The sequence below is a fragment of the Collinsella sp. CLA-ER-H8 genome (assembly GCF_040092335.1).
In the GTDB taxonomy this organism is placed as follows: domain Bacteria; phylum Actinomycetota; class Coriobacteriia; order Coriobacteriales; family Coriobacteriaceae; genus Collinsella.
Map to the genome: position 1 here is coordinate 151,346 of NZ_JBBNLU010000005.1, position 26,990 is coordinate 178,335.

25 protein-coding genes and 2 tRNA genes are annotated in these 26,990 nt (G+C 58.5%); 4 read left to right on the forward strand and 23 right to left on the reverse strand.

Annotated features, from left to right (window positions below; genetic code table 11):
• Positions 1-23 precede the first annotated feature (23 nt).
• The gene (gene purF / locus AAAX72_RS04950) at positions 24-1,694 is read right to left on the reverse strand and encodes an amidophosphoribosyltransferase (RefSeq protein WP_349104369.1); all 1,671 of its coding nucleotides are present in this window, start codon (positions 1,692-1,694) and stop codon (positions 24-26) included.
• Positions 1,695-1,988: 294 nt separating this feature from the next.
• On the opposite strand from purF, the gene AAAX72_RS04955 reads away from it, so the two are divergent.
• Positions 1,989-3,218 carry a putative ABC transporter permease gene (locus AAAX72_RS04955; protein WP_349104372.1) on the forward strand — a complete coding sequence of 410 codons (1,230 nt, stop codon included), beginning with the start codon at positions 1,989-1,991 and terminating at the stop codon, positions 3,216-3,218.
• Between the two features lie 90 nt (positions 3,219-3,308).
• On the opposite strand, the gene AAAX72_RS04960 is transcribed toward AAAX72_RS04955, so the two are convergent.
• The 6 genes from AAAX72_RS04960 to AAAX72_RS04985 all read right to left on the reverse strand — a co-directional run bounded on the left by AAAX72_RS04960 (position 3,309) and on the right by AAAX72_RS04985 (position 7,694).
• Positions 3,309-3,725: a molybdenum cofactor biosynthesis protein MoaE gene (locus AAAX72_RS04960; protein ID WP_055285387.1), complete on the reverse strand. Its 417-nt coding sequence runs from the start codon at positions 3,723-3,725 to the stop codon at positions 3,309-3,311.
• Positions 3,726-3,791: 66 nt separating this feature from the next.
• Positions 3,792-4,790, reverse strand: coding sequence for a sortase (locus AAAX72_RS04965; RefSeq protein WP_349104374.1), 999 nt, complete (start codon positions 4,788-4,790; stop codon positions 3,792-3,794).
• Between the two features lie 35 nt (positions 4,791-4,825).
• Positions 4,826-5,290 (reverse strand): 5-(carboxyamino)imidazole ribonucleotide mutase, encoded by a 465-nt coding sequence (gene purE / locus AAAX72_RS04970; protein WP_006235810.1) that lies wholly within the window; start codon positions 5,288-5,290, stop codon positions 4,826-4,828.
• A gap of 336 nt (positions 5,291-5,626) precedes the next feature.
• A complete protein-coding gene (locus AAAX72_RS04975) occupies positions 5,627-5,977 on the reverse strand; it encodes a toxin RelE (RefSeq protein ID WP_006235811.1) in 351 nt (116 codons plus the stop codon).
• Positions 5,974-6,294 carry a type II toxin-antitoxin system prevent-host-death family antitoxin gene (locus tag AAAX72_RS04980; RefSeq protein WP_055287606.1) on the reverse strand — a complete coding sequence of 107 codons (321 nt, stop codon included), beginning with the start codon at positions 6,292-6,294 and terminating at the stop codon, positions 5,974-5,976. Before AAAX72_RS04980 ends, AAAX72_RS04975 begins: the two co-directional genes overlap by 4 nt.
• A 332-nt stretch (positions 6,295-6,626) precedes the next feature.
• A complete protein-coding gene (locus AAAX72_RS04985) occupies positions 6,627-7,694 on the reverse strand; it encodes an alpha/beta hydrolase (RefSeq protein WP_055287608.1) in 1,068 nt (355 codons plus the stop codon).
• Between the two features lie 124 nt (positions 7,695-7,818).
• Here AAAX72_RS04985 and AAAX72_RS04990 point away from each other — a divergent pair, with 124 nt between their 5' ends.
• Positions 7,819-8,574, forward strand: coding sequence for a GntR family transcriptional regulator (locus tag AAAX72_RS04990; RefSeq protein ID WP_055287610.1), 756 nt, complete (start codon positions 7,819-7,821; stop codon positions 8,572-8,574).
• Here the strand turns inward: AAAX72_RS04990 and AAAX72_RS04995 are convergent.
• The 15 genes from AAAX72_RS04995 to rpsF form a co-directional block, all read right to left on the reverse strand.
• Positions 8,571-9,431, reverse strand: coding sequence for a PTS system mannose/fructose/sorbose family transporter subunit IID (locus AAAX72_RS04995; RefSeq protein ID WP_349129340.1), 861 nt, complete (start codon positions 9,429-9,431; stop codon positions 8,571-8,573). The genes AAAX72_RS04990 and AAAX72_RS04995 overlap by 4 nt on opposite strands.
• The gene (locus AAAX72_RS05000) at positions 9,415-10,191 is read right to left on the reverse strand and encodes a PTS sugar transporter subunit IIC (RefSeq protein ID WP_006235817.1); all 777 of its coding nucleotides are present in this window, start codon (positions 10,189-10,191) and stop codon (positions 9,415-9,417) included. The genes AAAX72_RS04995 and AAAX72_RS05000 overlap by 17 nt, the downstream gene beginning before the upstream one ends.
• Before the next feature lie 14 nt (positions 10,192-10,205).
• Entirely contained in the window at positions 10,206-10,682 is a 477-nt protein-coding gene (locus tag AAAX72_RS05005) for a PTS sugar transporter subunit IIB (protein WP_006235818.1), read from the reverse strand.
• Positions 10,683-10,949: 267 nt separating this feature from the next.
• On the reverse strand, positions 10,950-14,264 hold the full coding sequence (carB, locus tag AAAX72_RS05010; RefSeq protein ID WP_349129342.1) for a carbamoyl-phosphate synthase large subunit: 3,315 nt from the start codon (positions 14,262-14,264) through the stop codon (positions 10,950-10,952).
• A gap of 1 nt (position 14,265) precedes the next feature.
• Positions 14,266-15,705 carry a glutamine-hydrolyzing carbamoyl-phosphate synthase small subunit gene (gene carA, locus AAAX72_RS05015; RefSeq protein ID WP_349129343.1) on the reverse strand — a complete coding sequence of 480 codons (1,440 nt, stop codon included), beginning with the start codon at positions 15,703-15,705 and terminating at the stop codon, positions 14,266-14,268.
• A gap of 206 nt (positions 15,706-15,911) precedes the next feature.
• Entirely contained in the window at positions 15,912-16,877 is a 966-nt protein-coding gene (locus AAAX72_RS05020; RefSeq protein ID WP_117817445.1) for a hypothetical protein, read from the reverse strand.
• A 19-nt stretch (positions 16,878-16,896) separates the two neighbouring features.
• Positions 16,897-18,669 (reverse strand): ABC transporter ATP-binding protein, encoded by a 1,773-nt coding sequence (locus tag AAAX72_RS05025; protein ID WP_349129345.1) that lies wholly within the window; start codon positions 18,667-18,669, stop codon positions 16,897-16,899.
• Positions 18,670-18,751: 82 nt separating this feature from the next.
• Complete coding sequence (locus AAAX72_RS05030; protein WP_349129346.1) at positions 18,752-19,447, reverse strand: NUDIX hydrolase; 696 nt, start codon at positions 19,445-19,447, stop codon at positions 18,752-18,754.
• Between the two features lie 21 nt (positions 19,448-19,468).
• Positions 19,469-20,773, reverse strand: coding sequence for a phosphoribosylamine--glycine ligase (purD, locus tag AAAX72_RS05035; RefSeq protein WP_035136518.1), 1,305 nt, complete (start codon positions 20,771-20,773; stop codon positions 19,469-19,471).
• Positions 20,774-20,891: 118 nt separating this feature from the next.
• The gene (locus AAAX72_RS05040) at positions 20,892-22,178 is read right to left on the reverse strand and encodes an adenylosuccinate synthase (RefSeq protein WP_349129347.1); all 1,287 of its coding nucleotides are present in this window, start codon (positions 22,176-22,178) and stop codon (positions 20,892-20,894) included.
• Positions 22,179-22,271: 93 nt separating this feature from the next.
• On the reverse strand, positions 22,272-23,669 hold the full coding sequence (dnaB, locus tag AAAX72_RS05045) for a replicative DNA helicase (protein WP_349129348.1): 1,398 nt from the start codon (positions 23,667-23,669) through the stop codon (positions 22,272-22,274).
• A 218-nt stretch (positions 23,670-23,887) separates the two neighbouring features.
• Complete coding sequence (gene rplI / locus AAAX72_RS05050) at positions 23,888-24,427, reverse strand: 50S ribosomal protein L9 (RefSeq protein WP_349129349.1); 540 nt, start codon at positions 24,425-24,427, stop codon at positions 23,888-23,890.
• 15 nt (positions 24,428-24,442) lie between these two features.
• Entirely contained in the window at positions 24,443-24,709 is a 267-nt protein-coding gene (gene rpsR / locus AAAX72_RS05055) for a 30S ribosomal protein S18 (RefSeq protein ID WP_006235829.1), read from the reverse strand.
• A 72-nt stretch (positions 24,710-24,781) separates the two neighbouring features.
• Complete coding sequence (gene ssb / locus AAAX72_RS05060) at positions 24,782-25,234, reverse strand: single-stranded DNA-binding protein (protein ID WP_006235830.1); 453 nt, start codon at positions 25,232-25,234, stop codon at positions 24,782-24,784.
• 48 nt (positions 25,235-25,282) lie between these two features.
• A complete protein-coding gene (gene rpsF / locus AAAX72_RS05065; RefSeq protein ID WP_006235831.1) occupies positions 25,283-25,576 on the reverse strand; it encodes a 30S ribosomal protein S6 in 294 nt (97 codons plus the stop codon).
• A 504-nt stretch (positions 25,577-26,080) separates the two neighbouring features.
• Between rpsF and AAAX72_RS05070 the strand changes: the two genes are divergently transcribed.
• Together AAAX72_RS05070 and AAAX72_RS05075 are read left to right on the forward strand one after the other, a co-directional pair.
• Positions 26,081-26,171 (forward strand) — tRNA-Ser (locus tag AAAX72_RS05070).
• 48 nt (positions 26,172-26,219) lie between these two features.
• A tRNA-Ser gene (locus AAAX72_RS05075) sits at positions 26,220-26,310 on the forward strand.
• Between the two features lie 254 nt (positions 26,311-26,564).
• On the opposite strand, the gene AAAX72_RS05080 is transcribed toward AAAX72_RS05075, so the two are convergent.
• On the reverse strand, positions 26,565-26,990 hold a 426-nt coding region (locus tag AAAX72_RS05080; RefSeq protein ID WP_349129350.1), incomplete at its 5' end, for an IS3 family transposase.

Genomic DNA, 26,990 nt, shown 5'->3' on the forward strand with positions numbered 1-26,990 from the left:
AACCTATCCCCACATGGCAGGTTTTAGGCCTCACCGTGCTTCTCTTCCCAGCTGCGGTCGTCGTATTTCTCGACCACGGCGTCGTCATCAAAGTGCAACGGCTTGTCCAGGTTGCGGGGCTTAAAGCCCTCCATGAACTTGTCGCGGCCAAAACTCTCGGGAATCGCCACGGGGTAGCGGCCGGTAAAGCACGCATCGCAGTAACCGCCCTTGGGCATGACCTTAAGCAGGCCCTCGACCGAAAGGAAGGCCAGCGAATCGGCGCCGATATACTCGCAAATCTCGTCGACCGTCTTGTTGGCGCTGATAAGCTGCGACTGCACGTCGGTATCGATACCGTAGAAGCACGGCCAGATGACCTCGGGTGAGTTGATGCGGATATGAATCTCCTTGGCGCCAGCGTTGCGTAGCATCTTGACGAGCTGCACCATGGTGGTGCCGCGCACGATGGAGTCGTCGATGACGACCAGGCGCTTGCCCTCGATGTTGTCGCGCAGCGGGTTGAGTTTCATACGCACGCCCATGGCGCGCAACTCCTGCGTAGGCTCAATAAACGTACGGCCCACGTAGCGGTTCTTGATAAGGCCCTCGCCAAAGGGAATACCGCTCTCGTGCGAATACCCCTCCGCGGGCGGCAGGCCGGAGTCGGGCACGCCGATGACCAGGTCAGCCTCGACGGGCTCCTCGTGTGCCAGCTGACGACCCATGTCATAACGGCAGGCATAGACGCTCTTGCCGTTCATGATGGAGTCGGGGCGGGCAAAGTAGACCTGCTCAAAGATGCAGTTTGCGGGCTCTTCGGCGGCAGGCACGCCCTGCTCGGACACCAGACCCTCGGCGCTGATGCGCAAGATCTCGCCGGGACGGACGTCACGGACGTACTCGGCGCCCACGATATCGAGCGCGCACGTCTCGGAGGCGACGACCCAGCCGTCGGCGCGCGTGACATGGACGGCGGAGTCGACCGTCGCGGCACCGTCCTGCGACGGCAGCTGCGAAACGGATGCGGCATCGGCCTGGTCCAGGCCCTCGTCCACCAGCTTGCCCAGCACGAGCGGGCGAATGCCGTGCGGATCGCGGAATGCGTAGAGCGCCTGCTCGTTGATGAGCGTCATGGCGTAGCCGCCGCGCACAAGCTCCATGGTCTTGCGAATGCCCTCGCGCAGGTGGCCCGTACGCTGGGTAAAGTAGCCGATAAGCTTGGTCGCGACCTCGGAATCCGAATTGGAGAGGAACGGCACGCCCAGCTCGATCAGCTGGCGGCGCAGCTCGTCGGTGTTGACCAGAGTGCCGTTGTGAGCAAGCGCGATAATGACGCTGTTGATGGTGGAAAGGTGCGGCTGCGAGGCTTCCCAGCTCTTGGCGCCGGCGGTGCCATAGCGCACGTGGCCCACGGCCAGCTGGCCGGAGAGTGTCGACAGGTCGGCGTTGGAGAACACGCGGTCGAGCAGTCCCAGGTCCTTGCGGACCATAACCGTGCCGCCATCACCCACGGCGATTCCCGCCGATTCCTGGCCGCGATGCTGTAGCGCGCGCAGACCAAAGTACGTCAGTCGAGCCACATCGCGATCGGGTGCCCACACACCAAAAATGCCGCATTCCTCATGCAGCTGGTCGGAGTCCGGATCATACGTCGACATGGTCTTCACCTGTCCCGCGGCACGCTCGGCCGCGCGGATGGTTTCTTGAGACATGGCATCCCCTCAGAGCCTCGTTATTTGGCGTTACCTGCCCTATTATACGCACGGCAAGACAAGCACTCCCGCGCATGAACAGCGCTTTTTAAAAGCCCACCGAGCTTATAATCCGTTTTGCAGCCAAACATTTTATTGGGCAGGCGCCTCGGGACCGACGATCCCGCATGCTTCCGTCGCGACGCGTCTCGCCCGCCGTTAGGGCTTACATTGCTGCAATTGGGTCGTTTGTCCTGTCTTTTAGCAGGTCGGCGGCGTATCCTTGTACCTACAGCAAAACGAGAAAGGTTATGTATGGATCGAAACGAACTCGACCCCAGCGTCCCCAGCGCCACGGAGGTCAAGAAGATCCCCCTCATCATTAAGGTGTACGCCGTCCTGTGCATCCTTTCCGGCGTGGGCACGCTCCCGTCGGTCGGCGCCTTTATGTGGCAGGTCATTACCGCGCTCATCAACGGCAACGCCGTCGACAAACTTGGCGACAACACGCTCGTCGCAGTCGGCCTTATCGTCGCCGGCATCATGCTCTCGGCTGCCAGTGCCGTCATCCTGATCATCTTTGGCCTGGACCTCATCAAGAACCAGCGCCGCAACGCCGCCCGCCTGTCCTACATCCTTATCGCATTTACCGTCGTCGAGCTTTTGGTCGACGTGATGCTCCAGGGTATCGGGCCGTTCTTGCTGCGCCCCGCCATCCAACTCGGCATCCTCGTCGCGCTTTCGGCCACCGTCGACCCCACGCTTCGTCAGGAGCGCGAGCTGCAGCGCCGACTGCAGGAGATGCTCGATCGCGACGCCGCCGACGAGGGTATGCTCGGCCGCGATGAGACCGGCGAAGGCTACATCAAGCTCAACTACTTCAACCTGTTCTGGGTATTCTTTGTCTGCTGCATACTCGGCCTGATCGCCGAGGACATCTGGCACATGACGGTCGACGACCCGGGCGTCTACCAGAACCGCGCCGGCATGCTGTTTGGCCCCTTCAGCCCCATCTACGGATTTGGCGCCGTGCTCATGACCATGGTGCTCAACCGCTTCTACAAAAAGAACCCCATCATCATTTTCCTGGTAAGCGCTGTGCTCGGCGCAAGCTTTGAAGTGTTCGTGGGCTGGTTTATGCAGACCTCGTTTGGCGTAGTCTCGTGGAGCTACTCGCATATGAAGCTCTTTGGCATGCCCGATCCGCTCGCCGTCCTTACCGGCGGACGTACCTGCACGGGCTTTGCCTGCCTGTGGGGCCTGGGCGGACTCATCTGGATCAAGCTGCTGCTGCCGAGGCTGCTCAAGCTCATCAACATGATTCCGTGGAAGAGTCGCTACTCGGCTACTGTCATCTTCACCATCATTATGCTGGTCGATGGCGTTATGACGCTGCAGTCGCTCGATTATTGGTATCAGCGCGTCAACGGCACGGAACCGGATATTCCCGTTGCGCAGTTCTACGGCAAGTACTTCGATAATGACTTTATGGAGAATCGCTTCCAGAGCATGACCATGAGCCCCAAGGATGCGACGCGCGTGTAGCGCCAACCGCGTCCAAAACGCAAAATGCCCGCCGGTATCACACGTACCGGCGGGCATTTTTATAAACGAGTCTTCTATCGACGCAAGCCTCTACGCCTCGCGCTCGACCTCACTCACACATTCGTTCTTGATGGTGCCAACGAGCGCCTGCAGCGCATCGACCACGTGCGGGCGAATGTCCCCGCCGATGAGCACGAGCATGATGTCGTCACCCACGGCGAGTTCGCCGCTTGCCAGCCACACGCGCACATAGCCGATACCCGGCATCGCGCTCGTGGCCTCGATAGCAGCCTGCACCTTCTGAGCATCGAAGCCGAACACCATGCCGCCCACCTTGTGGCCCGGCGCCACGCCATCGGTCTCGACACCGCGCGCCTCGGCCTTGGGCGTCGCGCGCACCACACCGTTATGTGTCAGATACATACCGCACGCAGGTGCCGACGAATCGGCCTTGGCCTCGCGCAGCCAAGCATCAACCGAAGGCATCGTTTTGCCATTCTCGAGCATCATTTCTCCCTTACCGTCGTCGAGTAGCCAATTTGGAACGGGGCTTTTTAGCTACTCTCGAACAACTTATTCCTCGACCGGCGTGAGCACCATGACGGCACGCGTGTTGCTCAGCGATAACGAACGACAGGTCACAAGCGTTACGACCTTGGTTGCCGAAGCAGCACGATCGGTGGCATCACTCGCCACGGCAGAAGCCCCGTCGAGCATCTCGGACAGGTAGTTCTTGAGCCCGTCGTCGCCCTCAAAATTGGTCGTGCGCGCCTTGGCATACGTGTCCTCGACAACTTTGGTCGCCAGTGGTCGCAGTTTATACGTAGCATCCCGTGTGATGTAATACACGAACTCGATGCTATCGAACGTTGCCTGATCAGTGGTGTCCGAAATCACGTTGAACATCGACCCGTCATTCATGTGGTGGCCGTAGATCGTGGTCTGCTGGTCAACCATTCCCGGCGCGGTGTCGTCGCTGTCCAAGAAGATCGCACCCGATGCATTGGACGTACCGTCAAACAGCGTGTTGAGGTATTTGGAGTTGTTATTGGTCTGCACCACGGGATAGTTGATGTTGGTTCCCGGCGCGTAAATCCAACCCACAACCTCGGGATTTGTCTGGGCAAGTGCATCGAAGTCGATAATCGGCACGCCGCTGGCGTCCTTATCGCTTACATATTGCTTCTCGATTTTCTGGTACGAATCGCTTGCCTGCTTATAGCCAATCTGAGCATTGATAAAGATGGCAGCGGCGGCAACAATCAGGCCGATGCCGATGATGATGAGCAGAATGGGAATAATGGAGCGGCGCTTTTTGCGCGGCGGCTCGGTGTAATCCGACGGCGCGGCATGCGATGAAGACCGGGGCGGCTTCTTAGCGTTGCTATAAGATGAAGGTCGATATGCGGCTGGCGCGTCCTGTCGACGATGCGTCGCCGGCGTCACGGGGCGCGGCGCGCGCGGCTGCTGAGGAGAGGATGTCCGACCCTGCTGTGCCCCATGGGCAGCACTCGGCTTGGACGGATCGGGGATCTGAGAAGCCTTGAATCGTTTTCCCTGATAGTCGGACATGGCTCTCCTTATACTGCGGCGAAACGGCGGAACGCCTAGGCGTCGGCCATCTCCTGCTTCATCTTCTCGATAACCTTGCGGTACTCGGGGTCGCAAGCGCCTAGAATCTGCGTGGCGTAGATGGCGGCGTTCTTGGCGCCGTTGATGGCAACGCAGGCCACGGGCACGCCCGAAGGCATCTGCACCATCGACAGCAGCGAATCCATACCGCCCAGGTCACTCGTCTTCATAGGCACGCCGATAACCGGCAGCGGCGTAAAGGCAGCCACGACACCACCCAGGTGAGCGGCCTTGCCAGCGGCGGCGATAATCACCTTGATACCGCGATCGGCAGCAGTCGAAGCCCACTCGTGGACCTTCGCCGGCGTGCGGTGTGCGCTCGCAATGACAAGCTCATAGGGCACACCCAGCGCCTCGAGCTCGGCGGTGCAGCCTTCCATAACGCCCAGATCGGACTTGGAACCCATGATAATCCCGACAACCGGCTTTTGATCTGCCATAAACAAAGACCTCCTGTTGAGAGCGGCGACGCGGCGGATCCGCGACCCTTAACTACTGAGAGTAGTATAGCTGCTCCCGTCCCTGCGGTCTTTGTGGCGCTTCGCGGGCGGGCCAGGCTTTATCTTCACTCCGGTTGCTTCGCAAAGTCGTTCAGATAAAGCCTGGCCCGCCCGCGAAGCGCCCTGCGACCTACCGGGGATTGCCATGACGTACGTTGGCTGATGAATTGGAAGGAAAGGTCAACGGAGGCTGAAGGCAATTGGTTCAGCGAAAAACCCTGACGAATCTAATTCGTCAGGGCCCCACCAACGCTCACTCGTCGTTCATCGTTAAAGCTAGATATTCTCTTCCGCCCATTTCTCGAAATCGAGTTCTCGTCTCTGAGCAGTTCGGTAGACTTCCATGTCTTCGCGAGCGCCTACCACTACGATGGCCATCTTTTCTTTAATTCTGATGAGGCGGTACACGATTCGAATGCCACTTCCCCTGAGCTTGATCTTCATAAAGCCAGTCAAATCCGTACCTGCCTTGTTTCCAAGAGGCTTGCCGAATCCACCTTCGTTCTGCGGCAATGGGTTCGTTCTGATTTTTTCTATAGCCTTAAGGACGATCTTTCGTTGGGAGCCGTCCAGACGCTTAATATCCTTGAGAGCATCCGGGTAGAAAGCGACTTCGTACCCACTCATTCAAACTCGACCTCATCCATCTGATCGAGTTCGTCCTGGCTCACACCCAGCTCTTCCATAACATCAGACAGGGAAACAAGCGCATCGTCACTTGCCACAGCCATTCTCTTAAGCGCCAACGTTAACAAGGTGAGGTCCTCCTCCGCTTGCTTCGCTTCCCTATATTCATCGGGTGTAACAATCACAAACGCTGGCTTGTTGTGTTTGAGAACCACAACAGGATTGTCGTCCCCAACCTTCGAAAATGCAGCCGAGCCCTTACCGTGGCTGAAATCGCTAATTGGAACAAGGTTGTCGAGCATCTGCAAAGCAGGCATACATACCTCCTAAAAATGAATTCTTTTTCGAATTCATTTTATCATTCTTTTTTGCTATATTGTACCGCGCAACCGAAACAACCTTTTTAGAATACGAATCCGAGCTTAGAATGACTGTTGGCCCTCGCACCGCCCTTGCCTCTTTTATTACGTCAAGTGGTATACAGCGAAGCAAAATGGCGATCTAAAGTGCGCGGCACTCGCCTCGCATCGCTACAAAAAACAAACTGCTCCCCACCCACTCGGGCAAGGAGCAAGCCTCATTTTTAATCAGACTGAGAACCACGAATGCAGAAACACAGGCGACTTCAGTCCCTTATCGCCGAGAGACGTTATTGTGCAGCCATTTCTTTAAGCTTCTCAGCCATCAACAAACACACGTCTTCCGATTGCGGGTACACGCCAAAATGATCGAAGAAACCATGGTCACATCCGGCATATTCGATGACCTCGACATCGATTCCTGAAGACCGTAATTTTGTAGCCCATTTTTCATCGGGGATACGAAGCGGATCGTATTCGGATGTCACGATAGTCACCGGGGGGAAATCAGTGCAGTCCTCAAGCATTAGCGCAGAAATCAACGGGTCATGAGGAGACATTTTTCCGTGTGCACAAAGTTCGACCATCGGGCCGTCCGAATCGCGAAGATGGTCGATGCGAAAACGCGCAACGTCCTCTTGATCGGCTATCGCAGGAAAATCCTCATATCCCTCGCCCTGTTCGCCCGCAAGGTCGACTTCAGGATAGATTTCGAAGGCATGGGCTACAGCTCCAGCACCCCTGAGCTGAACACACGCATTAGTAAGGCTTCCTCCTGCGGAGTCGCCGGCGACCATTATTTTATGAGGATTGATTCCGAGATCCCCGGCATGCTCGCACACATAATCAAGAGCAAGAACGCAATCCTCGATCTGCCCGGGAAATGCCGTCTCCGGCGCCAAGCGGTATTCTGGATAAACCACCACTGCACCAGACTTTTCGGCGATGAACTCGAGCTGATGTTCAAATTGCAGAACATTCCCCGCCATAAACGCGCCGCCATGCAGGTAAACAAGCGCTGGACTTGCCTTCTTATGATTTGGTGGCGTCCAGACGAATAAATCTATATAGCGATCGGCCGCCTCCATGAGGATCTCATCGCGCTGAACCTCACCATCGAGTAGGCGGTATGTCGGCTTATCCGGGCGATGGCGCATTCCAATAAGGCTCGTCCAGCTCGGAGACATGCTAACATTCCGCATCTTCTTGCGAGATACCTCGAGAATTCGTGGGTCAAGCACATGCTCTCTTTCATCATCAGGAACCGGACGAATTTGAACCTCGAGCCCCCTCTTCTCGGTTATAAACGAGCGACCGGAGATGGCGCCAATCAACGCCTCGTCGTATTGTCTGCCCATCTTAAATCCCCTCTCGGCGATAACGCCAAATCGATATTTCCATAACTTTTGAGATAACGGCTTATGATGTCCTCAGTTGTCGTATATCTATGTACTAAAGAAACTGAAGACCAAGGGGTCCACCATGCCTGCAGCAAAAGACGAGCTCACTCAGCCAGAGCTTCTCTATCAGACCGTTGAAAACGATATCCTCAAGAAAATAGTTTCTGGCGAACTCCCCGGCGGCAGTCAGATTCCCACCGAAACCGAGCTTTGCAAGCAATACAAAGTAAGCAGGATCACCGTAAGACGCGCCGTACAGAATCTCATTGACCAAAACTTGCTCTACCGCCTGCGAGGCAAGGGAACATTCGTAAACCCATCGAAGCTCACCCTGAAACGAGGAACAAGCACCATTTTCAATTTGAGCTCCGACCCCCAATACGGCGATAAAACAACCAAGTCCATCTTGGAAACAGGCTTGATCAAGGCTGATGCCCACATTGCACGGGAGCTCAAAATTGACAACGGAACCGTAGTGCAACGAGTTGCGCGCTTGGTTTATATCGAAAATGCCCCCTGCGCCATCGACACCGTTTATGCAACGCAGGGCACTCTGCCCGGACTACTGGAGCTTCTCACAGACAATGCCAGTCTTTTCGACCTGATCGCCAACCATTACAGCATCGCAACCGGTATTGAGAAGCTCAAAATCACCGCAGGAATAGCGGGGCTCCAAGAAGCAAACCTTCTCGGTTATATCGTTGGAGCCCCCGTGAGCGTTGTCGAGCACGTCACATATGCCTGCGATGAAATGCCGCTCCACTATTCAAAAACCGTTTGGCGAGCAGACGCATCGTCCTTCGAGTTCAGCATCTCAAAAGATGGACGCCTTCTCTAGCCCAAAATCCCCAGGACGCCGAGCACAATACCCGCAGCGAGAATGCCCACAATCTGCCAAATAATTTTGACCTGTTTCTTATTGCAAAGACACATGATCCCGAACGCGCAGAGCGGCAAAAGAGCCGGGAATATCCCATCGAGCGTTTCCTGCAACTTAAACGCGGTGTCGCCGAAGTTAAGAGCGAGCGGAGTGGTAACTGCAACGGTGGTCGCCACCATTCCACCAACTACCATTAGTCCCACAATCGCCAGGCCGGACGTAACTTTGTGCATTACATCAGAATCGTTCAGCTTCGAAATCATGCCACTGCCAAGCGAATAACCATACTGAAGCCCAAACCAGCGGATCAGGATCGTTGGGACATTATAAAGAAGCAGGAACAGGATTGGGCCGAGCAGACTGCCCGAAAGGCAAAGTCCTGTCACAACGCCCGTCGCAATCATGCGAAGCGTACTGGCAATCAGTGAATCTCCAATACCGGAAATCGGAGCCATAAGCGATGCTTTCATGGCGTTAATTGAGGCGGTGTCAAAGTCCTGATTGTTGGCGTTCTCCTCCTCCATGGAGGCCACAATGCCGGCGACCAGAGGATTAAACGTAACTTGAATATTGTAGAACTCAAGATGACGCTTATATGCCTCGATCCGGTCTTCAGGCTTATCGTATAACCGCTTGATTACCGGAATCATGTCGTAGCAGAAACCAACGTTCATTTGTCGGTCAAAGCTCCACATGATGTTGAGTGGAAAGCTACGCCAAAATAACGCCTTTAAGTCTTTCTTGGTTATTCTCTTATCGGTCGATTTATTTGACTCCGGCGAGAGCTCAAGAACATCATTAGAATTCGTTGTCATCGTCAACCTCCTTAGCGACCGCCGCACTGGCAGGCATAAAAATGTGAGCCATATTGAGAATCCCAATCAGGATCAGCGAAAACGCCACGATACCGATCGTCGGAATGTTTAGATAGGCACTCAGCAAGAAGCCTCCAAAGAATAGGAAGCTCAGCTCCTTGGTGGACAGGATTGACATAAGCTGCGCAAATCCAAGCGCGGGCAGAATACCCGTTGCGATCGTAAGCCCATTCGTAAGCCAATCAGGAATGGCGTCAATCAGTGCCTGAACAGCATCATTTCCAACGTAAAAAGCCACGCCGCAAATCAAGCCAAGCGCAATGATGTAGAGAATTCCATTGGTCCACATAGCGGCTGCAATCGTTTTGGGGTCGTCTTTTTCGGCGCCACGATCAGCCCAGACAGCCATAGGAGGCGTAACAACGCTATACATAAGGCTGTCAAACATGCCGGCAAGCACCGCAGTGGGCATAGCAATAGTCAGAGCGGTCTCGGGACCCGCACCCATAGTAATCGCAAAGGCTGTTCCCAAAACTGAACCAACAATTACGTTGGGCGGCACGGCAGCACCAACCTGCCAGACCCCCATGAACGCGAGTTCGAGCTGGAAACCAACAATAACGCCAGTCGGAATATCACCCAAAAAAATACCGACAATCGCTCCGAGGACAATCGGCCGCTCGACCATCGCAGTACCGAGTAAATAATCCGATTGACCTATCGCAGCGGCAAGACCAACCAGAAAAGCTTGAAGCAGCATATTTCTCCCTCTTCCTACAAATCAAAACTTGTTACGATGCGTTTTTTCTCGCTAGCAACCTGCCTTACCTCGAATTCGATTCCATCAGCCATGGCTTTCTTAATTTCATTAATATCGGATTGGGAAAGGCGCACAGCAGGGCCAAGCTCCTTTACGCTATCCCCCAACGGTCGAGCGCCGCCTAAATTCACAGACGTTATTTTTGGACACGCACGCGCAACTTCACAGGCATCATGTACATTTCCCGCAACAACAATTAGCTCGTATTTATCCACCGCGCTTCCGTTAAGGGCCACGATGGAATCTTCTACACTTTTGACAACCAATTTGGCATCAGCGGGTTTTGCAATTCGCAGCGCTTGAATTCGCTCTTTGCTTGCGGCGTACTCATCTGAAACCACAAGAATAGCGTTTGCTTCAAGCGTTGGATACCAAGAGAACACGGTCTGCCCATGCACTAACCGGCTATCGACGCGACACAGTTTAATCATTTTGCCCCTTTCTCGACTTGAACACAGACAGTCATCCTTGACTGCTAATGGCATATTACGTCATATGACGTAATATGCCATTACATAATATCTTGAACGGTTGAATATCACCGCTAAATGGTATTTATCTCTAAAAACAGGAGGTGCAATCCGTCTAGACACAGTGCGTCGGGGCAAGAGGGGCCGAGTTTCCTCCTGAGCGACTCTGCTTGCAGCCGGAGCGAAAGGGGGAAACTCGGCCCCTCCCGCCCCGGCCGGCCAGGTCAACTACACCGTGTACTGCGGCAGGTCCTGCAGGGCGATGACGTCCATGCCCATGTCGTTGGCGCTGCCGTGACCCTGCTGGTCTTCGCGCACGGCCTCGATGGCACTCACGTACGTGTTGGCGGCAGACATCGCCGTCACGCAGGTCACGCCGCGGCGCACCGCCTCGGTACGCAACAGATAGCCGTCGCCACGCGAACCCGGGCCGTACGGCGTGTTGATGATTACCGCAATCTTGCCATCGGCGATCAGGTCACCGATGTTGGGACGCTCGCCGTCGTGCGGGCCGCTAATCTTCTCCACGACCTCGCAGGTCACGTTGCCGCCGCGCAGCACGCGCGCCGTGCCCTCGGTGGAGCAGATATCAAAGCCCAGGTAGCGCAGGATACGCGCGACCGAAAGGATGTGGCGCTTGTCACGGTCGCACACGCTGATGAACACCTTGCCGGCGCTCGGGTCGGGCAGCTTGTAGTCAATCGCCAGCTGCGTCTTGGCATATGCCTCGGGATAGCTCTTGGCGATACCCATGACCTCGCCCGTCGACTTCATCTCGGGCCCCAGGATAACGTCGGCACCGGGGAAACGACCCCAGGGCATAACGGCTTCCTTCATGCAGAACCAATCGAGCTGACGCTCGTCGCTCGGCAGGCCCAGGATGGCGATGGAATCGCCCGCCATGATACGCGCCGCACACTTGGCCAGCGGCACGCCGGTGGCCTTGGAGATAAACGGCACGGTGCGGCTGGCACGCGGGTTGGCCTCGATCACGTAAACGGTCTCGCCCTTGATGGCGTACTGCACGTTGACCAGGCCGCGTACGCCCAGCGCCATCGCGATGCGGCGCGTGGTCTCGCGAAGCTTTGCCTGCAGGCTCTCGCTAAAGCTGAACGGCGGGATGCAGGTCGCAGAGTCGCCGGAGTGAATACCGGCCTCCTCGATATGCTCCAGAATGCCGCCGATGTAGACCTCTTCGCCATCGCACAGGGCGTCGACATCGGACTCGATCGCACCCTCCAGGAAGCGGTCCAGATACACCGGGTAGTCGGGGCTAATGCGCGCGGCCTCGGCCATGTAATCGCGCAGATGCTCGGCATCGTAGGCGATCATCATGCCGCGGCCGCCCAGCACGTAGCTCGGACGCACCAGCAGCGGGTAGCCAATGTGTGCGGCAACGGCCTCGGCCTCCTCAAACGAGGTGGCCTGACCCGCCGACGGGTACATGATGCCCAGCTTGTCGAGCAGAGCAGCGAAGCGCTCGCGGTCCTCGGCAAAGTCGATGGCATCGGGCTTGGTGCCCATGATGTTGACGCCACTCTCCTCGAGCATGCGCGCCAGCTTAAGCGGGGTCTGGCCGCCGAGCGTCACCACGACGCCATCGGGGCGCTCAACGTCGATAACGTCCATGACGTCCTCGTAGGTGAGCGGCTCAAAGTACAGGCGGTCTGACGTGTCGTAGTCGGTCGAAACGGTCTCGGGATTGCAGTTGACCATGATGGTCTCGAAGCCGCGGGCCGCCAGCGCGTAGCTCGCGTGCACGCAGCAGTAATCGAACTCGATACCCTGGCCAATACGGTTGGGGCCGGCGCCCAGGACCATCGCCTTGGGCTTGTCCGCCGGCGTGGTCTCGTCGGGAGCCACGCACTTCTTGGCATCCGGACTCGTGCGGTAGATGTTCTCGTACGTCTTGTAGTGGTACTCCGTGGCGCTCGAGAACTCCGCAGCGCAGGTATCGACCGTCTTCATGCTGGGAACCACGCCCAGGCCCTTGCGATAGGCGCGCACAAAGCGCTCGTCCGAGCCGGTCAGCGCGGCAATCTCGGCGTCGCTCGTGCCGTACTGCTTGAGCAAGCGCATCGCGTCGGCGTCGATATCCTCCACACGCAGGCCGCGGATGCTCTCCTGGACCTGCACCATGTCGTTGATGCGGTTGAGGTACCACGGGTCGATGCCGCAGGTGGCATGGATGCGAGCGATGTCCCAGCCGCGACGCAGGGCCTCGACCACAAAGAAGATGCGGTGCTCGGTCGGCGTGGCCACGGCTTGAGCGAGCTCGTCGTCGCTCAGCTTATCGGCACCCTCCTTGCCACCGGCGCAGATACCCTGGTGACCGTCCTCCAGCGAGCGCATGGCTTTGCCAAAGGCCTCCTCAAAGGTGCGGCCAATCGCCATGATCTCGCCCACGGCCTTCATGCGTGTGGTAAGCGTGGGGTCGGTACCCTTGAACTTCTCGAAGGCAAAGCGCGGCACCTTGACCACACAGTAGTCGATTGTGGGCTCAAAGCAGGCGGGCGTTGCCTTGGTAATGTCGTTGACGATCTCGTCGAGCGTGCAGCCCACTGCCAGGCGCGCGGCGGCCTTGGCAATGGGGAAACCCGTGGCCTTGGAGGCCAGCGCGGACGAACGGCTCACGCGCGGGTTCATCTCGATGACGATCAGGCGGCCGGTCTGGGGGTTCACGGCAAACTGCACGTTGGAGCCGCCGGTCTCGACGCCGATCTTCTCCAAGATGGCGAGCGAGGCGACACGCATGCGCTGATACTCCAGGTCGGAAAGGGTCTGCGCCGGCGCCACGGTGATGGAGTCGCCGGTATGCACGCCCATGGGGTCGAGGTTCTCGATGGAGCACACGATGATGCCGTTGCCGGCGTGGTCACGCATGACCTCCATCTCGTACTCTTTCCAACCCTCGATGGACTCCTCGACCAGCACCTCGTGGGCGGGCGAGAGCTCCAGGCCCTGACTCACGATGGAAACGAGCTCCTCGTGGGTGTGAGCGATGCCGCCGCCGGCGCCACCGAGGGTAAAGCTCGGACGCAGCACGCAGGGATATCCCACGCGGTCGGCGATAGCCTCGGCGTCAGCCACGCTGTAGGCATAGCCCGAGCGCGCGACCTCCAGGCCGATCTCGGCCATGGCCTCGTTAAAGAGTTTGCGGTCCTCGCCGCGCTCGATGGCGGCCAGGTCGCAGCCGATCATCTCGACGCCGTACTTGTCGAGCGTGCCGTCTTTCGCCAGCTCGACGGCGGCGTTCAGACCGGTCTGGCCGCCCAGCGTGGGCAGCAGCGCGTCCGGGCGCTCTTTCTTGATTACGCGCTCGATAAACTCGGCAGTGATGGGCTCGACATAGGTGCGGTCGGCCAAGCCCGGGTCGGTCATGATGGTCGCCGGGTTGGAGTTGACCAGGATGACCTCAAAGCCATCCTCCTTGAGCACCTTGCAGGCCTGGGCGCCGGAGTAGTCGAACTCGCAGGCCTGGCCAATAACAATGGGGCCCGAACCGATAACGAGGATGCGCTTGATGTCAGTACGTTTCGGCATGTTAGTTCTCCTCGGTCTCAGCGGTCTCGGACTCAGCAAAGTTCCAGCCGGCAAGGCGGTCCTTCGCGGTATCGATGTCCAGGTAGTTCTCCTCGCCGTCCATGAGTCGCGTAAAGGCGGTAAAGAGATAGTGGGCATCGGTGGGGCCAGGCGAAGCCTCGGGGTGGTACTGGACCGAGAAGCACGGGGCGTCGAGCAGCTGGATGCCCTCGGCGGTGCCGTCGTTGAGGTTCACATGCGTCAGGCGAATGCGACCAAAGCGCTCGTTCATCACGACCGGCGCGATTCCGCGGCGCACCCAGGCGCGCAGATCTCCATCGGCCGCATGCTCGGTCTCGCCGCCCGAAAGCTCGGGGACAAGCTTGCCCAGACTGGGGAACAGCAGGCCAAAGCCGTGGTTTTGCGCGGTGATCTCCACGCGGCGGCTCACCAGGTTCATGACCGGCTGGTTGCCGCCGCGGTGACCGAACTTAAGCTTTTCCATCTGGGCGCCGCAGGCCAGGCTGATCATCTGGTGACCAAGACAAATACCAAAGACCGGCACCTTGCCGATCAGCTGCTGCACCTGCTCGTAGGTCTCCACCACGGCGTCGGGGTCGCCGGGGCCATTGGACAAAAAGACACCGTCGGGATTCATGTCGAGCACCTGCTGGGCGGGCGTATCCCACGGCACGACGGTAAGGTCGCAGCCGGCGCGGACCAGCCCCTCCAGAATACCGCGCTTCACACCGCAGTCGTAGGCGACCACCTTGTGACGGGCAGGAGCGGCAGCCGCAAGTGCAAAGTCATGCGTGGCAGGCAGGTCGACGGCGGCAAAGGCGTGGGGCTCAGGGCAGCTCACGGTCTTGACCAGGTTCTCGCCTACCAGCGTGGGCGCTGCGGCCAGACGCTCGGCAAGCTCGTCGACGTCGAAGATCTCGGTCGAGATAATGCCCATCTTGGAACCATTATCGCGCAGATGGCGCACCAGGGCGCGGGTGTCGACACCCTCGATAGCGACGATGCCGTGAGCGCGCAGGTACTCCGGCACGCTGACGGCCGAGCGCCAGTTAGAAGGCGTGGCGCACATGTCGCGAACGATCATGCCGCGCATAGCCGGAGCGCTCGCAGGGCGCACGGCGTCGCCGGGGAAGGCCGACTGGACGTCGGTCTCGTCGATACCGTAATTGCCGATCTGCGGATAGGTCATGGTTACGATTTGGCCGGCATAACTCGGGTCGGTCATGACCTCAAAGTAGCCCTCGAGCGAGGTGTTGAAGCAGACTTCGCCGGTCGCGGTGCCCTCGGCGCCGCATGCACGTCCATAAAAAATGGTCCCATCCTCAAGATACAGGATGCAGGGACCACAGGTGCCCTTGCTGGTTTTGGCCAGCATACGCTGGCAAAGCTCGCTGGGCGCGAAGGTGCGGGCGGCAGCGCCCGCGGTATGGTTGTTCGCCATAGTTCTCCTTCCCGGTCTCACAGGACCGGCTTAAAGGTGTGTAGTTAGGCCTCGCGGTATTGTAACCGTAAGCATGCCTCATGGCGTTAATTTCATCGAAATGTTTACGAAATGATAATTATGACTTTCTATGCATAATGATTTTTCTAGGACGAGGATTAAAAATCATCCCGCGGGGCTTGTGGCTCACGCGGGATGATGACGTCTTACTTTTTCTTATCCTGCTCCAGCAGTTTGGACGGTGTGCGATCGGGCTTGCCGCCGCGGAAAATCTCGCGGCCATGCAGACGATGCTCCAGGTCACGTTCGGCCTTTTCCTCGTCAATCTTGGTCTGGCTCACCACCGGGTCCTCAATCAACGACGACACCGAGTTCACCTGCTTCTGAATGCGCTCGGCGATGGTGTCATCCATACTCACGATGCGCATCTTCCAGTCGATACTCGTGGCGTTGGATGAGCTCTTGGTCCACACGAACGTCAAAATGGCGCTCTGGTGGCCGCGCGCGGGGAACATGCCAAAGAAGGAATCGTGCTGAATGTTGCTATTCTCGTCGATATAGGCGTGAACGTTATACACCACGCGGTCGATCTTATCGTTGAGCAACGCGTTGGTCGCAAGCGCCGCGGCCTGAATCTGCCCGTTGGACAGCAGCTCGAGCTCGTTGGCAGACGATGTGTCCAACACCGTCACCTCGACCGTGCCCGTGCGTTCATCGGCTTCATCGACGGTAAAATCGAGCGGGAACTGCGTAAAGCCATTGCCCCACTCAAGGCCGCCCTTCAGCGCGGTCGAAACGGTATCGACCGAAACGCTCTCGGACAGGTTGGCGGTGTTCAGACGACGCATCACGCCGTAGCCAATCTGCATGCCCACGATCAGCACCAAAATACCGATGACCACGGCCATCGCGGTCTTCGTAATGGTATGGCTCACCTGCGAGCCCGAAGGATCGTCCTCGGACAGCGGGTCGATATGTTTTGCCTGGCTCGCGCGGTCCTCGCTGCGCAGCTGCGCTAGCGCCGCTTTGTCACCGCGCTTGACGGCGGCCTCTTTCTCGCGCATGCGCTCGGTACGCTTTTTGGCAAGCGTAGGATCCAAGACGCCGGATGCATCGATTTCGGAGAATAACTCCGTCACTTCTTCCGGAGTCAAAGGGTTCTTATCAGCCATGATCTTCCTGTCATATCAATCAGTCGAGCTCGTGCGCACGCGCACCTTCGAACTGCATTCGATAGTAACGGGCATAGGTGCCGCCACGGGCGAGAAGCTCCTCGTGCGTGCCACGCTCCACAACGCGACCATGCTCAACGGTCGCAATCTCATCGGCATGCTTAATGGTCGAAAGACGGTGGGCGATGATAATCGTGGTGCGGCCGCGTGCCAGCTCTTCGAGTGACTCCTGCACCGCCTCCTCGCTCTCGTTATCCAAAGCACTCGTCGCCTCGTCCAAAATCAGGATCTTGGGGTTCTTGAGAAACACGCGCGCGATGGCAACGCGCTGCTTCTGTCCGCCCGAAAGACGGCTGCCGCGCTCGCCCACCACGGTGTCGTAGCCCTGCGGAAGCGACTCGATAAAGGCATCGATGTTGGCGCGACGGGCGGCCTCGGCGATCTCTTCTGCCGTAGCGCCCGGCTTGCCGTAGGCGATGTTCTCGCCAATCGTACCGTCAAACAGGTAGACATCCTGCTGCACCAGGCCGATGGCGCGACGCAGGCTCTGCTGCGTCACATCACGCACGTCCTGGCCGTCGATGCTAATGGATCCGGCAGCCACGTCATAAAAGCGCGGCAGCAGCGAACAGGTCGTGGACTTGCCACCGCCCGAAGGGCCAACCAAAGCGATGGTCTGCCCGGGCTTGATGGACAGGTCCATATGGTCGATAACGGGACGCTCGTCGGCATCGCCCTCGCCCAGCTCAACATCCTCGTAGTTAAAGCACACGTCGTGATACTCCACGGCGCCGGCAGTCACCTGCAGATCCGTAGCGCCCGGCTTGTCCTGGATATCCGGCGCGGTCGAAAGCACCTCGTCCATACGCTTAAAGCCGGCGATAGCCTTCTGATACGTTTCGGCCGAATTGACGAGTGTCTCGAGCGGCGTGCAGAACAGCGAAATATAGAGTGCAAAGGTCGCCATATCGACCGCCTGCAGCTGTCCCTGGGCGACCAGCCAGCCGCCCAGCAGCACCACGATCACATAGAGCACACCAGAGAGCAGGCCATACGTCGCGGTATAGACGCCCATGGCGTGATACATGTTCTCCTTGGACGAAAGATAGCGATTGTTGGAGGCGCGGAACTTGGCACGCTCGGTCTCCTCGTTGGCAAAGCTCTTGACTACGCGCATGCCCGCCAGCGAATCCTGCAGCTGCGCATTGATGCCACTGATCTTTTTGCGGTTGTCGCTAAAGACCTCGCGCATACGCATGTTCTGCCAAAACATGATGACCGCAAACGCCGCCGTCACCACAGCCATGGCAAGTGCCAGCACCGGGGCGATGGTAAAGAGGATCACAAACGAGCCGATAATCTCGATGCCGCAGATGATGATCCACTCGGGCACGTGATGCGCCGCCTCGCAGATATCGAACAGATCGTTGACCACGCGGCTCATCATGTCGCCCGAACTGTTGCGGTCGAAGTACGCAAAGCTAAAGCGCTCATACTGGTCGAACAGGTCCTCGCGCATTTTGGACTCCATGCGCGCACCCATCACGTGACCCCAATAGCTCACAAAGTAGCGGCAGGCGCAGCGGACGGCATACATCAGCACCAAGCCCACCGCGATCATGCCGAGCGCCTGCATAATGGCAGCCTGACCCTGAGTAAACAGCCCACCGGTCAAATTGCGCAGGATAATGGGAAACGCCAGGTCAATGGCGGCAAGCACCAGAGCACAAACAGTATCAGCAACAAAAAGCCCCATCTGGGGCTCGTAATACGAAAGAAACCTCTTCAGCATGTGATCCTCAAAGAAATATCAGCAACGTAAGGCCCTGGAACAAAGCAATCAGTAGTACTTGTCCCAGGGCTATCCCCACTCGTTAAAACTCCGTGCCCCCAAGGCGGTGCGCGATGCTATCGCAGGCCAAGGCGCCTACGACGGTCTTGGCGTCTTCGATCTTGCCGTCGAGCACGGCGTCGATCAGCTCGTGCAGCGGCACGAGGTCCACGTTGACAAACTCGTCATCATCGGGGTTGGGTGCATCGAACTCGAGCTTGGTGGCCAGGTAGATGTGAATGATCTCGTCACAGAAGCCACAGGACGTGACAATCGACGTCAAAAAGCGAATGCGACCAGCCCTAAAGCCCGTCTCCTCATGCAGCTCGCGCTTGGCGCAATCGAGCGGGTCCTCGCCTGGATCGAGCTTGCCGGCGGGAATCTCGACCGTCACGCGGTCGATGGCGGTGCGGTACTGACGCACCAGTACGATCTTGCCGCTCTCGGTCAGTGCCACAACAGCCGCCGCACCCGGATGGCGAACGATATCGCGGGCGCTGCGGCGACCGTTGGGCAGCTCAACCTCAAGACGGTGGACATCGAGGATCTTGCCCTTCCAGGCGCACTCCTCCGAAAGAATCTTCTCGTGCAGCTCGGCATCGTGCGGGTCGTCATCGCCCAGCACCAGCGCCGGCTCGTCAGCGACCTCGCCACCAGGCTCGCCCTCGGCGTGCCCATACACGCGGCTGTCCTCTTCGACGATCTGCGCGTCCACGAGCTCTTCGTTCTTCTCGTCCATCCGTCTCATTCCTCTCGGATTTTAGGCATCCCAAGCGTCGCGGCCGCGCAGCGCGCGCAGGCCGATGTCGTGACGCAGGGTCTTGCCCTCAAAATCAATCTTCTCGCAGGCCTCGTAGGCAAGGTTGCGGGCGTTCTCAAACGTATCGCCCAGCGCGGTCACGGCAAGCACACGGCCGCCGTTGGTCACGAGTTGGCCGTCCACCACGGCGGTGCCGGCATGGTACACGGTCACGTTCTCCATGGCCTCGGCGTCGGCGATGCCGGTGATGACTTTGCCCTTCTCGTAGCTGCCGGGATAGCCCGCGCTCGTCAGAACAACAGCCACGGCCCACTCGTCACGCCAGTCGAGCTCAATCTGATCAAGCTCGCAGTTGGCGCAGGCGAGCATAACCTCGACCAGGTCGTTCTTGAGGCGCGGCAGCACGACCTGAGTCTCGGGATCACCAAAGCGGGCATTGAACTCCAGTACCTTGGGACCGGCAGGCGTGAGCATAAAGCCGCCGTACAGGCAGCCGCGGTAGTCGATACCCTCGGCAGCGAGCTCGGCCACGGTCTGCTCCATGACCTTCACCATGGTGGCGTGCTCCTCGTCGGTCACGATGGGCACCGGGCTGTAGACGCCCATGCCGCCGGTGTTGGGGCCCTTGTCGCCCTCGAGCGCGCGCTTGTGGTCCTGCGAGGTGGCCATGGGGCGCACGGTCTTGCCGTCGGTAAAGGCCAACAGCGAGCACTCGGGGCCGGTCAGCATCTCCTCGATAACCACGGTGTTGCCGGCATCGCCAAAGGTGCCGCCAAAGCACTCGCGCACGGCCTCCTCGGCCTGCTCAAGTTCGGTCGCCACGATAACGCCCTTGCCCGCGGCAAGGCCGTCGGCCTTGACGACCAGCGGGGCGCCCTGCTCGCGCACGTAGGCGAGAGCCGAAGCCTCGTCGGTAAACGAGCCGTAGGCTGCCGTCGGAATACCCGCGCGCTCCATGAGCTGCTTGGAGAACAGCTTGGAGCCCTCCATCTGGGCGCCCTCGGCACCCGGGCCAAAGCAGGGAATACCCGCCGCGCGCACGGCGTCGGCCACGCCCGCCACGAGCGGAGCCTCGGGGCCAATTACCACGAGTCCGCATCCGTGGCTCTGCGCAAACGCCGCCACAGCCGCAGGATCGCAGTCGTCGAGAACAACGTTCTCGCCGCAGCTCGCGGTGCCGCCGTTGCCCGGCGCGATGTAGAGCTTGCCGGCGCGCGGTGATGCCGCGAGCTTAGCTGCCAAAGCATGCTCACGGCCGCCGCTGCCCAACAACAGGATGTCGATGGTTTGAGTGTCCGCCTTCAAGGGTGCCTCCTCTATGGATGAACGGCCCGCTCCGCGCGAGCCCTTTGTAAGCAAATATACCCCTCGGCCGCCCGTCCGGGCTGCAAAGGGGTATATCGCAATAACCAAATAGTCCCGATTACTTCCAGAATCGGTTGATGATCTGCTCGCGACCAGCGCCAACGCCAATGAACGTCACGCGGGTGTGTGCCAGATCCTCGATAAACGCCACGTAGTCCTGAGCCTCCTGCGGCAGCTCCTCAAAGCTGCGGCAGCCGGTGATATCGCACTTCCAACCAGGAAGCTCCTCGTAGATGGGCTTGGCGTGCTCAAAGCGAACCTGATGCTCGGGCACGCTGGTATAGCGCTCGCCATCGACGTCGTAGGCCACGCACACCTTGATGGTGTCGAAAGCCGAAAGCACGTCGAGCTTGGTCATGGCGATATCGGTGAGGCCGTTGACGCGCGAAGCATAGTTGGCGATGGGGCCGTCGAACCAGCCGCAGCGACGACGACGACCGGTGGTCACGCCGTACTCGTAGCCCTCCTCGGTCAGCGTGTGACCGGCCTCGGACTCATAGGAAAGCTCGGTGGGCATGGGGCCCGAACCGACGCGGGTGATATAGGCCTTCATGACGCCCAGCACGCGGTCGACATTCTTCATACCGACGCCGGATCCGGTGATGGCACCGCCGGCGGTGCAGTTGGAAGACGTCACGTACGGATAGGTGCCGTGATCGATGTCGAGCAGCGTCGCCTGGGCGCCCTCAAACAGCAGGTCCTTGCCCCCGTCGATCATGTTGTTGAGCAGCAGGCTCGTCTCGGTGATGTAGGGGCGCAGGCGCTCGGCCATCGGCAGGTACTCGTCGCAAATCTGATCCACGGTGTAGGTGGGCAGGTTGTAGATGAGCTCGAGCTCGGGGTTCACGCGGGCGAGAGCGGTCTCCAGCTTGTCGCGGAACAGTGCCTCGTCCAGCATGTCCTGCATGCGCAGGCCAATGCGGGCCATCTTGTCCTGATAGCACGGACCGATGCCGCGCTTGGTGGTACCGATGTTCTTCTTGCCGAGCTTCTGCTCAAAGGCGCCATCCAGATCGATGTGGTACGGCATGATGACATGCGCGTTGCCGCTGATCTTGAGGTTCTTGGTGGTGATGCCGTCGGCCTCGAACATGTCGATCTCCTCAAGGACAACCTTGGGGTTGACGACGCAGCCGTTACCGATCACCGACACGTGGTCGGAATACATGATGCCGGAGGGCACCTGGTGCAGGCCGTACTTCTTGCCGTTGACGACGATGGTGTGGCCGGCGTTGTTGCCTCCCGAGTAGCGCACGACGGCATCGAAGTCGCCGGCGACCAGGTCGCAAATCTTACCTTTGCCCTCATCGCCCCACTGGGCACCGACCAAAACGGTTGACGGCATGTTTACTCCTTACATTCATGGACTGTCTACGCGCCACGCCGGCACGCAGAAGCACAAAACATTCCCAGTATACCCGTGCAACGGGCGCCTGTCCTACTCCTCGGCATGTGCCCCATCAAGCTCATAGAACTTGGTGGATGCCGGCAGGAACATCAGGTCGACGTCGCCGATCGGGCCCGAACGGTTCTTGGCCACGACGATACGCGTAACGCCCTCGTTGGGTCGATCGTCGCGCGAGGCCTCGGCCTTGTCGGCGGAGCGGTCCAAGAACATGACGATATCGGCGTCCTGCTCGATGGAGCCCGATTCACGAAGGTCGGAAAGCTGCGGGCGCTTGCCGGTACGAGATTCGACCTGACGCGAGAGCTGCGACAGCGCGATGAGCGGAATCTTGAGCTCCTTGGCCATGATCTTCAAACCACGCGACATCTCCGAGACCTCGACGGTACGGCTCTCGGAGCGGCGTCCCGGCGGAGGACTCACCAGCTGCAGGTAGTCCAGGATGATGATTGCCTTCTCCTTGTTATGGAGCATGCGGCGGCTCTTGGCACGAATCTCGGTCACTGTGGTGCCGGGCGTATCGTCAATCAGAATATCGAGCTTAGACAAGGTCTGCGTGGCCTCGTTGATATTGGCCCACTGCTCGGGGCTAATGCGGCCCATGCGGAAATCACTGATCGAGATCATGGCATAGGCACAAATCAGACGCTGGGCAATTTCCTTGCCCGACATCTCCAGCGAGAAGAAGCCGACGGTATAACCAGCAGCGGCAGCGTTGAGCGCCAGATTTAGAGCGAACGACGTCTTACCCACGGCAGGACGGGCACCGATGATGATGAGCTGGCCTTCGCGAAAACCCATGAGCATGCGGTCGAGCGACGGGAAGCCTGTGGGCACGCCCGCAGCCTGGCCACCGGCCTGGCACACTTCCTCGGCCTCGTTATAGGCCTCGACCATAAACTCGGTCAGCGTCTTGTAGCTCGACTTGACCTCGCGTGCCGTGACCTTGAGCAGCTTGCTCTCGGCCAGCTCGACAACCTCTTTGGTGTCGGTGGGGGCGTTATATGCCAGCGCGTTGATCTCGTTGGTGGCGCCGATCAGCTCGCGCAGCATCGAATCGCGGCGAACGATGGCGGCATGGTGCTGCCAGTTGACGAGCGACAGGGTCTGACCCATCAGCTCCAAAATGTACGCTTCGCCACCCACGGCATCGAGCTTGTTGATGCTTCGCAGGTAATCGATCAGCGAGATAGAGTCGATGGGAATGCGGCTGTTGTACATATCGACCATCGCGGTATAGATGGTCTTATGAATGGGGCGGTAGAAGTCATCGGGCTGCAGCTCGACCTGGGCCTCTTCGACCACCTCGGGCGATAGCAGCATAGCGGCCAGTACATTGGCCTCTGCATCTTGGTTTTGGGGAAGACCCAACTTTGAGCCGCGGTCCTCAACCGTCAGCCCGGTCTCCCTATCGTCATATGCCATGAGCATCCTCATTCATATCGCTTGCGAGCATCCATAGTATCAGCCACGGTCCCAAAACGCGCCGCGCGCCGCCAATCATCACCGAACCAAACGGATGAACGGTCCTGTATATAGGACTTCGACGCAACGTTCACCATGACACTCACTCAGCGCAAAAAACAAAAGGGCGCCCTGGTCTCCCAGAGCGCCCTTCTTAGAACAAGATTGTTGCGTTGCAGCAAATGCTACTCGGCAGCAGCCTCAGTCTCGACCTCGGCGGTCTCGGCCTCGGCGACCTCAGCGGCCTCCTCGACCTCAGCCTCGGCAGCGAGCTCCTCGGCGGTAACGCCGACGAGAACGACAACCTCGGCCTTGATCTCGCGGTACAGCGAGATGGCAACGGTGTGGGCACCGGCAACCTTGATGGGCTTACCGAGCTCGACGCGCTTGCGGTCGATGTCCATACCGAGCTGAGCCTTGATGGCATCAGCGATCATAGCGGCGGTAACGGAGCCAAAGAGGATGCCCTCGTCGCCGACCTTGACGTCAACGGTGACCGTCTTGCCCTCGAAGGCAGCCTTGGTCTCGTTGGCGGTAGCCAGACGGACGGCCTCGCGCTTGGCGATGTTGTTGCGACGCTCGTCAAGCTGCTTGAGGTTGCCCTTGGTGGCGGCAACAGCGAGCTTCTTGGGGAACAGGAAGTTCTCAGCGTAACCCTGAGCGACCTCTACGATGTCACCCTCGCCGCCCTTGCCCTTGATCTCATCGAGAAGAATAACCTTCATGATGCGTCTCCCTTCTTAGCCGCGGTCGCGGTTGCCACGAGAGGAAACCACGGGGACGGTGTACGGCAGGAGAGCCATCTCGCGGGCGCGCTTGATGGCGTTGGCGATGTCATGCTGATGCTGCGTGCAAGCGCCAGTGACGCGACGGGGCTTGATCTTGCCACGGTCGGTCATGTACTTACGGAGAAGCTGAGTGTCCTTATAGTCGATGAACTCAGTGTTCTCCTTGCAGAACTGGCAGTACTTACGACGCGGCTGACGTGCAGAAAAATCATTAGCCATGTCAAAATACCTTTCATTTGGCAACTTCGGCGAGCCGAAGCCGCCTCTCACTCAAAAATAGGTGAACAACCCTTAGAACGGGATGTCCTCATCGTAGACGTCGACCGCGGGCGGCGTGGCCACCGGTGCGGCAGGACGTGCTGCGGGCGCGGGAGCTGCGGGGGCGTAACCGCCCTGATCGTAGCCACCCTGGCCACCACGGGAGCTCATAAACTCGATCTCATCGACGATGACCTCAAGTTTGCTCCGGCGCTGGCCGTCGCGCTCCCAAGAGCTGTAGCGCAGCTTGCCCTCGATCGCGACCTTGTTTCCCTTTGCCAGGAAACGGCTCACGGCCTCGGCGCGGGTGCCGAACATGGTGCAGTCGACAAAGTTGGGATAGTCCTCCCACTCGCCAGTCTGCGCGTTGCGGCGACGATCGTTCACGGCGACGCCAAAGGACAGAACCTGGGTTCCGCCGGCTGTGGCGCGCAGCTCGGGATCGCGGGTGAGGTTACCGGTGATGTTCACTCGATTGATGCTCATAACTCACTACTTCCTCTTGGGGCACAAGCCCAGTCCAAAACGACAGTCTTACTCCTGGTCGTCGCGACGGACGATCATGTGGCGGACCACAGCGTCGGTGATGCGCAGGACGCGATCAAGCTCGGCGATCTGGGTAGGATCTGCGTGGAAGTTGATGAGGGTGTAGTCACCATCGGTGAGGTCGTTGATCTCGTAGGCGAGCTTGCGCTTGCCCCACTCGTCAACGGAGTCGACCTTGCCAGCGCCCTCAGCGATCGTGGTATCGATACGCTTCATAACAGCGAGACGAGTCTCGGGGTCGAGCGACGGGTCAACAAAGAACAGCAGTTCATAAGCCTTCATATTGTCACCTCCTCTGGGCAAATGTGGCTTCAGGTCGTGAAGGTGCGCCTGAAGCAGGAAAAGACTTGGTAATAATATCTTTCAACCTCCCAGGCTGCAAGAATATGCAGCTACAACCTCATGACCTCCACATATGCCCATACTCGCACGACGTTTCATGCGCATTCCAACCAAATGCTGACCAAAAGCTTAACGGATCTGTGGACAAGATACGGTGCCGTGAGGACAAGCTGAGCCAAGTCGCAGGTCAACGGGCGCATGGTTGTGGTCACAAAATGCATACCAGTGGCCCACAGCACCACCCAAAGATTTTTAAATTCATTGCCAAATCGCTTATAAATACCCCTTTTGAACAATTGAGTTGATCAACTACGCTGGTCGGAAGCCGTTTTTTGGCATCTCAAACCCCGCTGCAACGCCAAACGCGGCCAAGCGTTTTAAAAAATGCCAACTTTTCTGTTTGCACTTTGCGATTCCTCGTGTATACTGACTTTCGCATTTAACGGAGAGTTGTCCGAGTGGCCGAAGGAGCACGATTGGAAATCGTGTAGGCGTCAAAAGCGTCTCCAGGGTTCAAATCCCTGACTCTCCGCCAGTTAATTCCAAAGCAGGCCTTCGAGCCTGCTTTGTTTTTACCCCACGCGGAGGGGTGGCAGAGTGGTTGAATGCGGCGGTCTCGAAAACCGTTTGGCCTGTATAAGGTCACGAGGGTTCGAATCCCTCCTCCTCCGCCATTTTGGTTGAGAAAGCTCCCGAGAATGGGAGCTTTTTTGTTTTGAGTCCCCAACAAGCAAATACGGCGGAGGAGGAGGGATTCGAACCCGCCAGGGCGCGGAGCGTAAAGAAAACGCGCCCGTGGCGCGTTTTTAGCGCAGCGCGGTCGGCGTAAGCCGACCGGATAAATTTTGGGCGGAGCTCAAAATTTGGACATCCCTCCTATTCGACCACTGGAGTGGGAAGGATAAACTGGACTTTCTTTTAAGGATCCTCAAGCGTATTGCCGCTCGTATTCCACTGGAGACATGTAGCCCAGGGTGGAATGCATGCGCACCCTATTGTAATAGAGCTCTATGTACCTGAAGATGTCCTGCTTGGCCTCGTCCCTCGTCCCATAGCTCCTCTCTTTCACCAATTCCCTTTTCAGCGTCTTGAAGAACGACTCGGCCACCGCGTTGTCCAGCGGCGTGCCGGGCCTTGATACCGACTGGACTATGCCATGCGAGTCCAGACACCGCCGGAAGGAACGGGAGGTGTACTGCGCGCCCCGATCGTCATGGAAGACGAGGCTGCCGTCATCTGGCGGACCCTCCCTGCCGACCGCCTGCTCCATCGCGTCGATCGCGACCTTCTCGGTGATGCGCTCGGACATTGACCAGCCCACGACCTTGCGGGAGAAGGCGTCTATCACGGCTGC

Coding starts and splice junctions, on each gene's coding strand:
- rplI (WP_349129349.1), bottom strand. CDS start 24,427: ATGAAGGTTATTCTTCTCGATGAGATCAAGGGCAAGGGCGGCGAGGGT.
- AAAX72_RS04975 (WP_006235811.1), bottom strand. CDS start 5,977: ATGAGTGGGTACGAAGTCGCTTTCTACCCGGATGCTCTCAAGGATATT.
- rpsR (WP_006235829.1), bottom strand. CDS start 24,709: ATGGCTAATGATTTTTCTGCACGTCAGCCGCGTCGTAAGTACTGCCAG.
- AAAX72_RS05000 (WP_006235817.1), bottom strand. CDS start 10,191: ATGCTGCTTCAAGCTTTTCTGGTTGGTCTTGCCGCTGCGATAGGTCAA.
- AAAX72_RS05005 (WP_006235818.1), bottom strand. CDS start 10,682: ATGATTAAACTGTGTCGCGTCGATAGCCGGTTAGTGCATGGGCAGACC.
- AAAX72_RS05030 (WP_349129346.1), bottom strand. CDS start 19,447: ATGGACGAGAAGAACGAAGAGCTCGTGGACGCGCAGATCGTCGAAGAG.
- carA (WP_349129343.1), bottom strand. CDS start 15,705: ATGGCGAACAACCATACCGCGGGCGCTGCCGCCCGCACCTTCGCGCCC.
- AAAX72_RS04955 (WP_349104372.1), top strand. CDS start 1,989: ATGGATCGAAACGAACTCGACCCCAGCGTCCCCAGCGCCACGGAGGTC.
- AAAX72_RS04990 (WP_055287610.1), top strand. CDS start 7,819: ATGCCTGCAGCAAAAGACGAGCTCACTCAGCCAGAGCTTCTCTATCAG.
- AAAX72_RS04985 (WP_055287608.1), bottom strand. CDS start 7,694: ATGGGCAGACAATACGACGAGGCGTTGATTGGCGCCATCTCCGGTCGC.
- AAAX72_RS04995 (WP_349129340.1), bottom strand. CDS start 9,431: ATGACAACGAATTCTAATGATGTTCTTGAGCTCTCGCCGGAGTCAAAT.
- purE (WP_006235810.1), bottom strand. CDS start 5,290: ATGGCAGATCAAAAGCCGGTTGTCGGGATTATCATGGGTTCCAAGTCC.
- AAAX72_RS05025 (WP_349129345.1), bottom strand. CDS start 18,669: ATGCTGAAGAGGTTTCTTTCGTATTACGAGCCCCAGATGGGGCTTTTT.
- AAAX72_RS04980 (WP_055287606.1), bottom strand. CDS start 6,294: ATGCCTGCTTTGCAGATGCTCGACAACCTTGTTCCAATTAGCGATTTC.
- AAAX72_RS04960 (WP_055285387.1), bottom strand. CDS start 3,725: ATGCTCGAGAATGGCAAAACGATGCCTTCGGTTGATGCTTGGCTGCGC.
- purF (WP_349104369.1), bottom strand. CDS start 1,694: ATGTCTCAAGAAACCATCCGCGCGGCCGAGCGTGCCGCGGGACAGGTG.
- rpsF (WP_006235831.1), bottom strand. CDS start 25,576: ATGAAGGCTTATGAACTGCTGTTCTTTGTTGACCCGTCGCTCGACCCC.
- carB (WP_349129342.1), bottom strand. CDS start 14,264: ATGCCGAAACGTACTGACATCAAGCGCATCCTCGTTATCGGTTCGGGC.
- dnaB (WP_349129348.1), bottom strand. CDS start 23,669: ATGCTCATGGCATATGACGATAGGGAGACCGGGCTGACGGTTGAGGAC.
- AAAX72_RS04965 (WP_349104374.1), bottom strand. CDS start 4,790: ATGTCCGACTATCAGGGAAAACGATTCAAGGCTTCTCAGATCCCCGAT.
- AAAX72_RS05020 (WP_117817445.1), bottom strand. CDS start 16,877: ATGGCTGATAAGAACCCTTTGACTCCGGAAGAAGTGACGGAGTTATTC.
- ssb (WP_006235830.1), bottom strand. CDS start 25,234: ATGAGCATCAATCGAGTGAACATCACCGGTAACCTCACCCGCGATCCC.
- AAAX72_RS05040 (WP_349129347.1), bottom strand. CDS start 22,178: ATGCCGTCAACCGTTTTGGTCGGTGCCCAGTGGGGCGATGAGGGCAAA.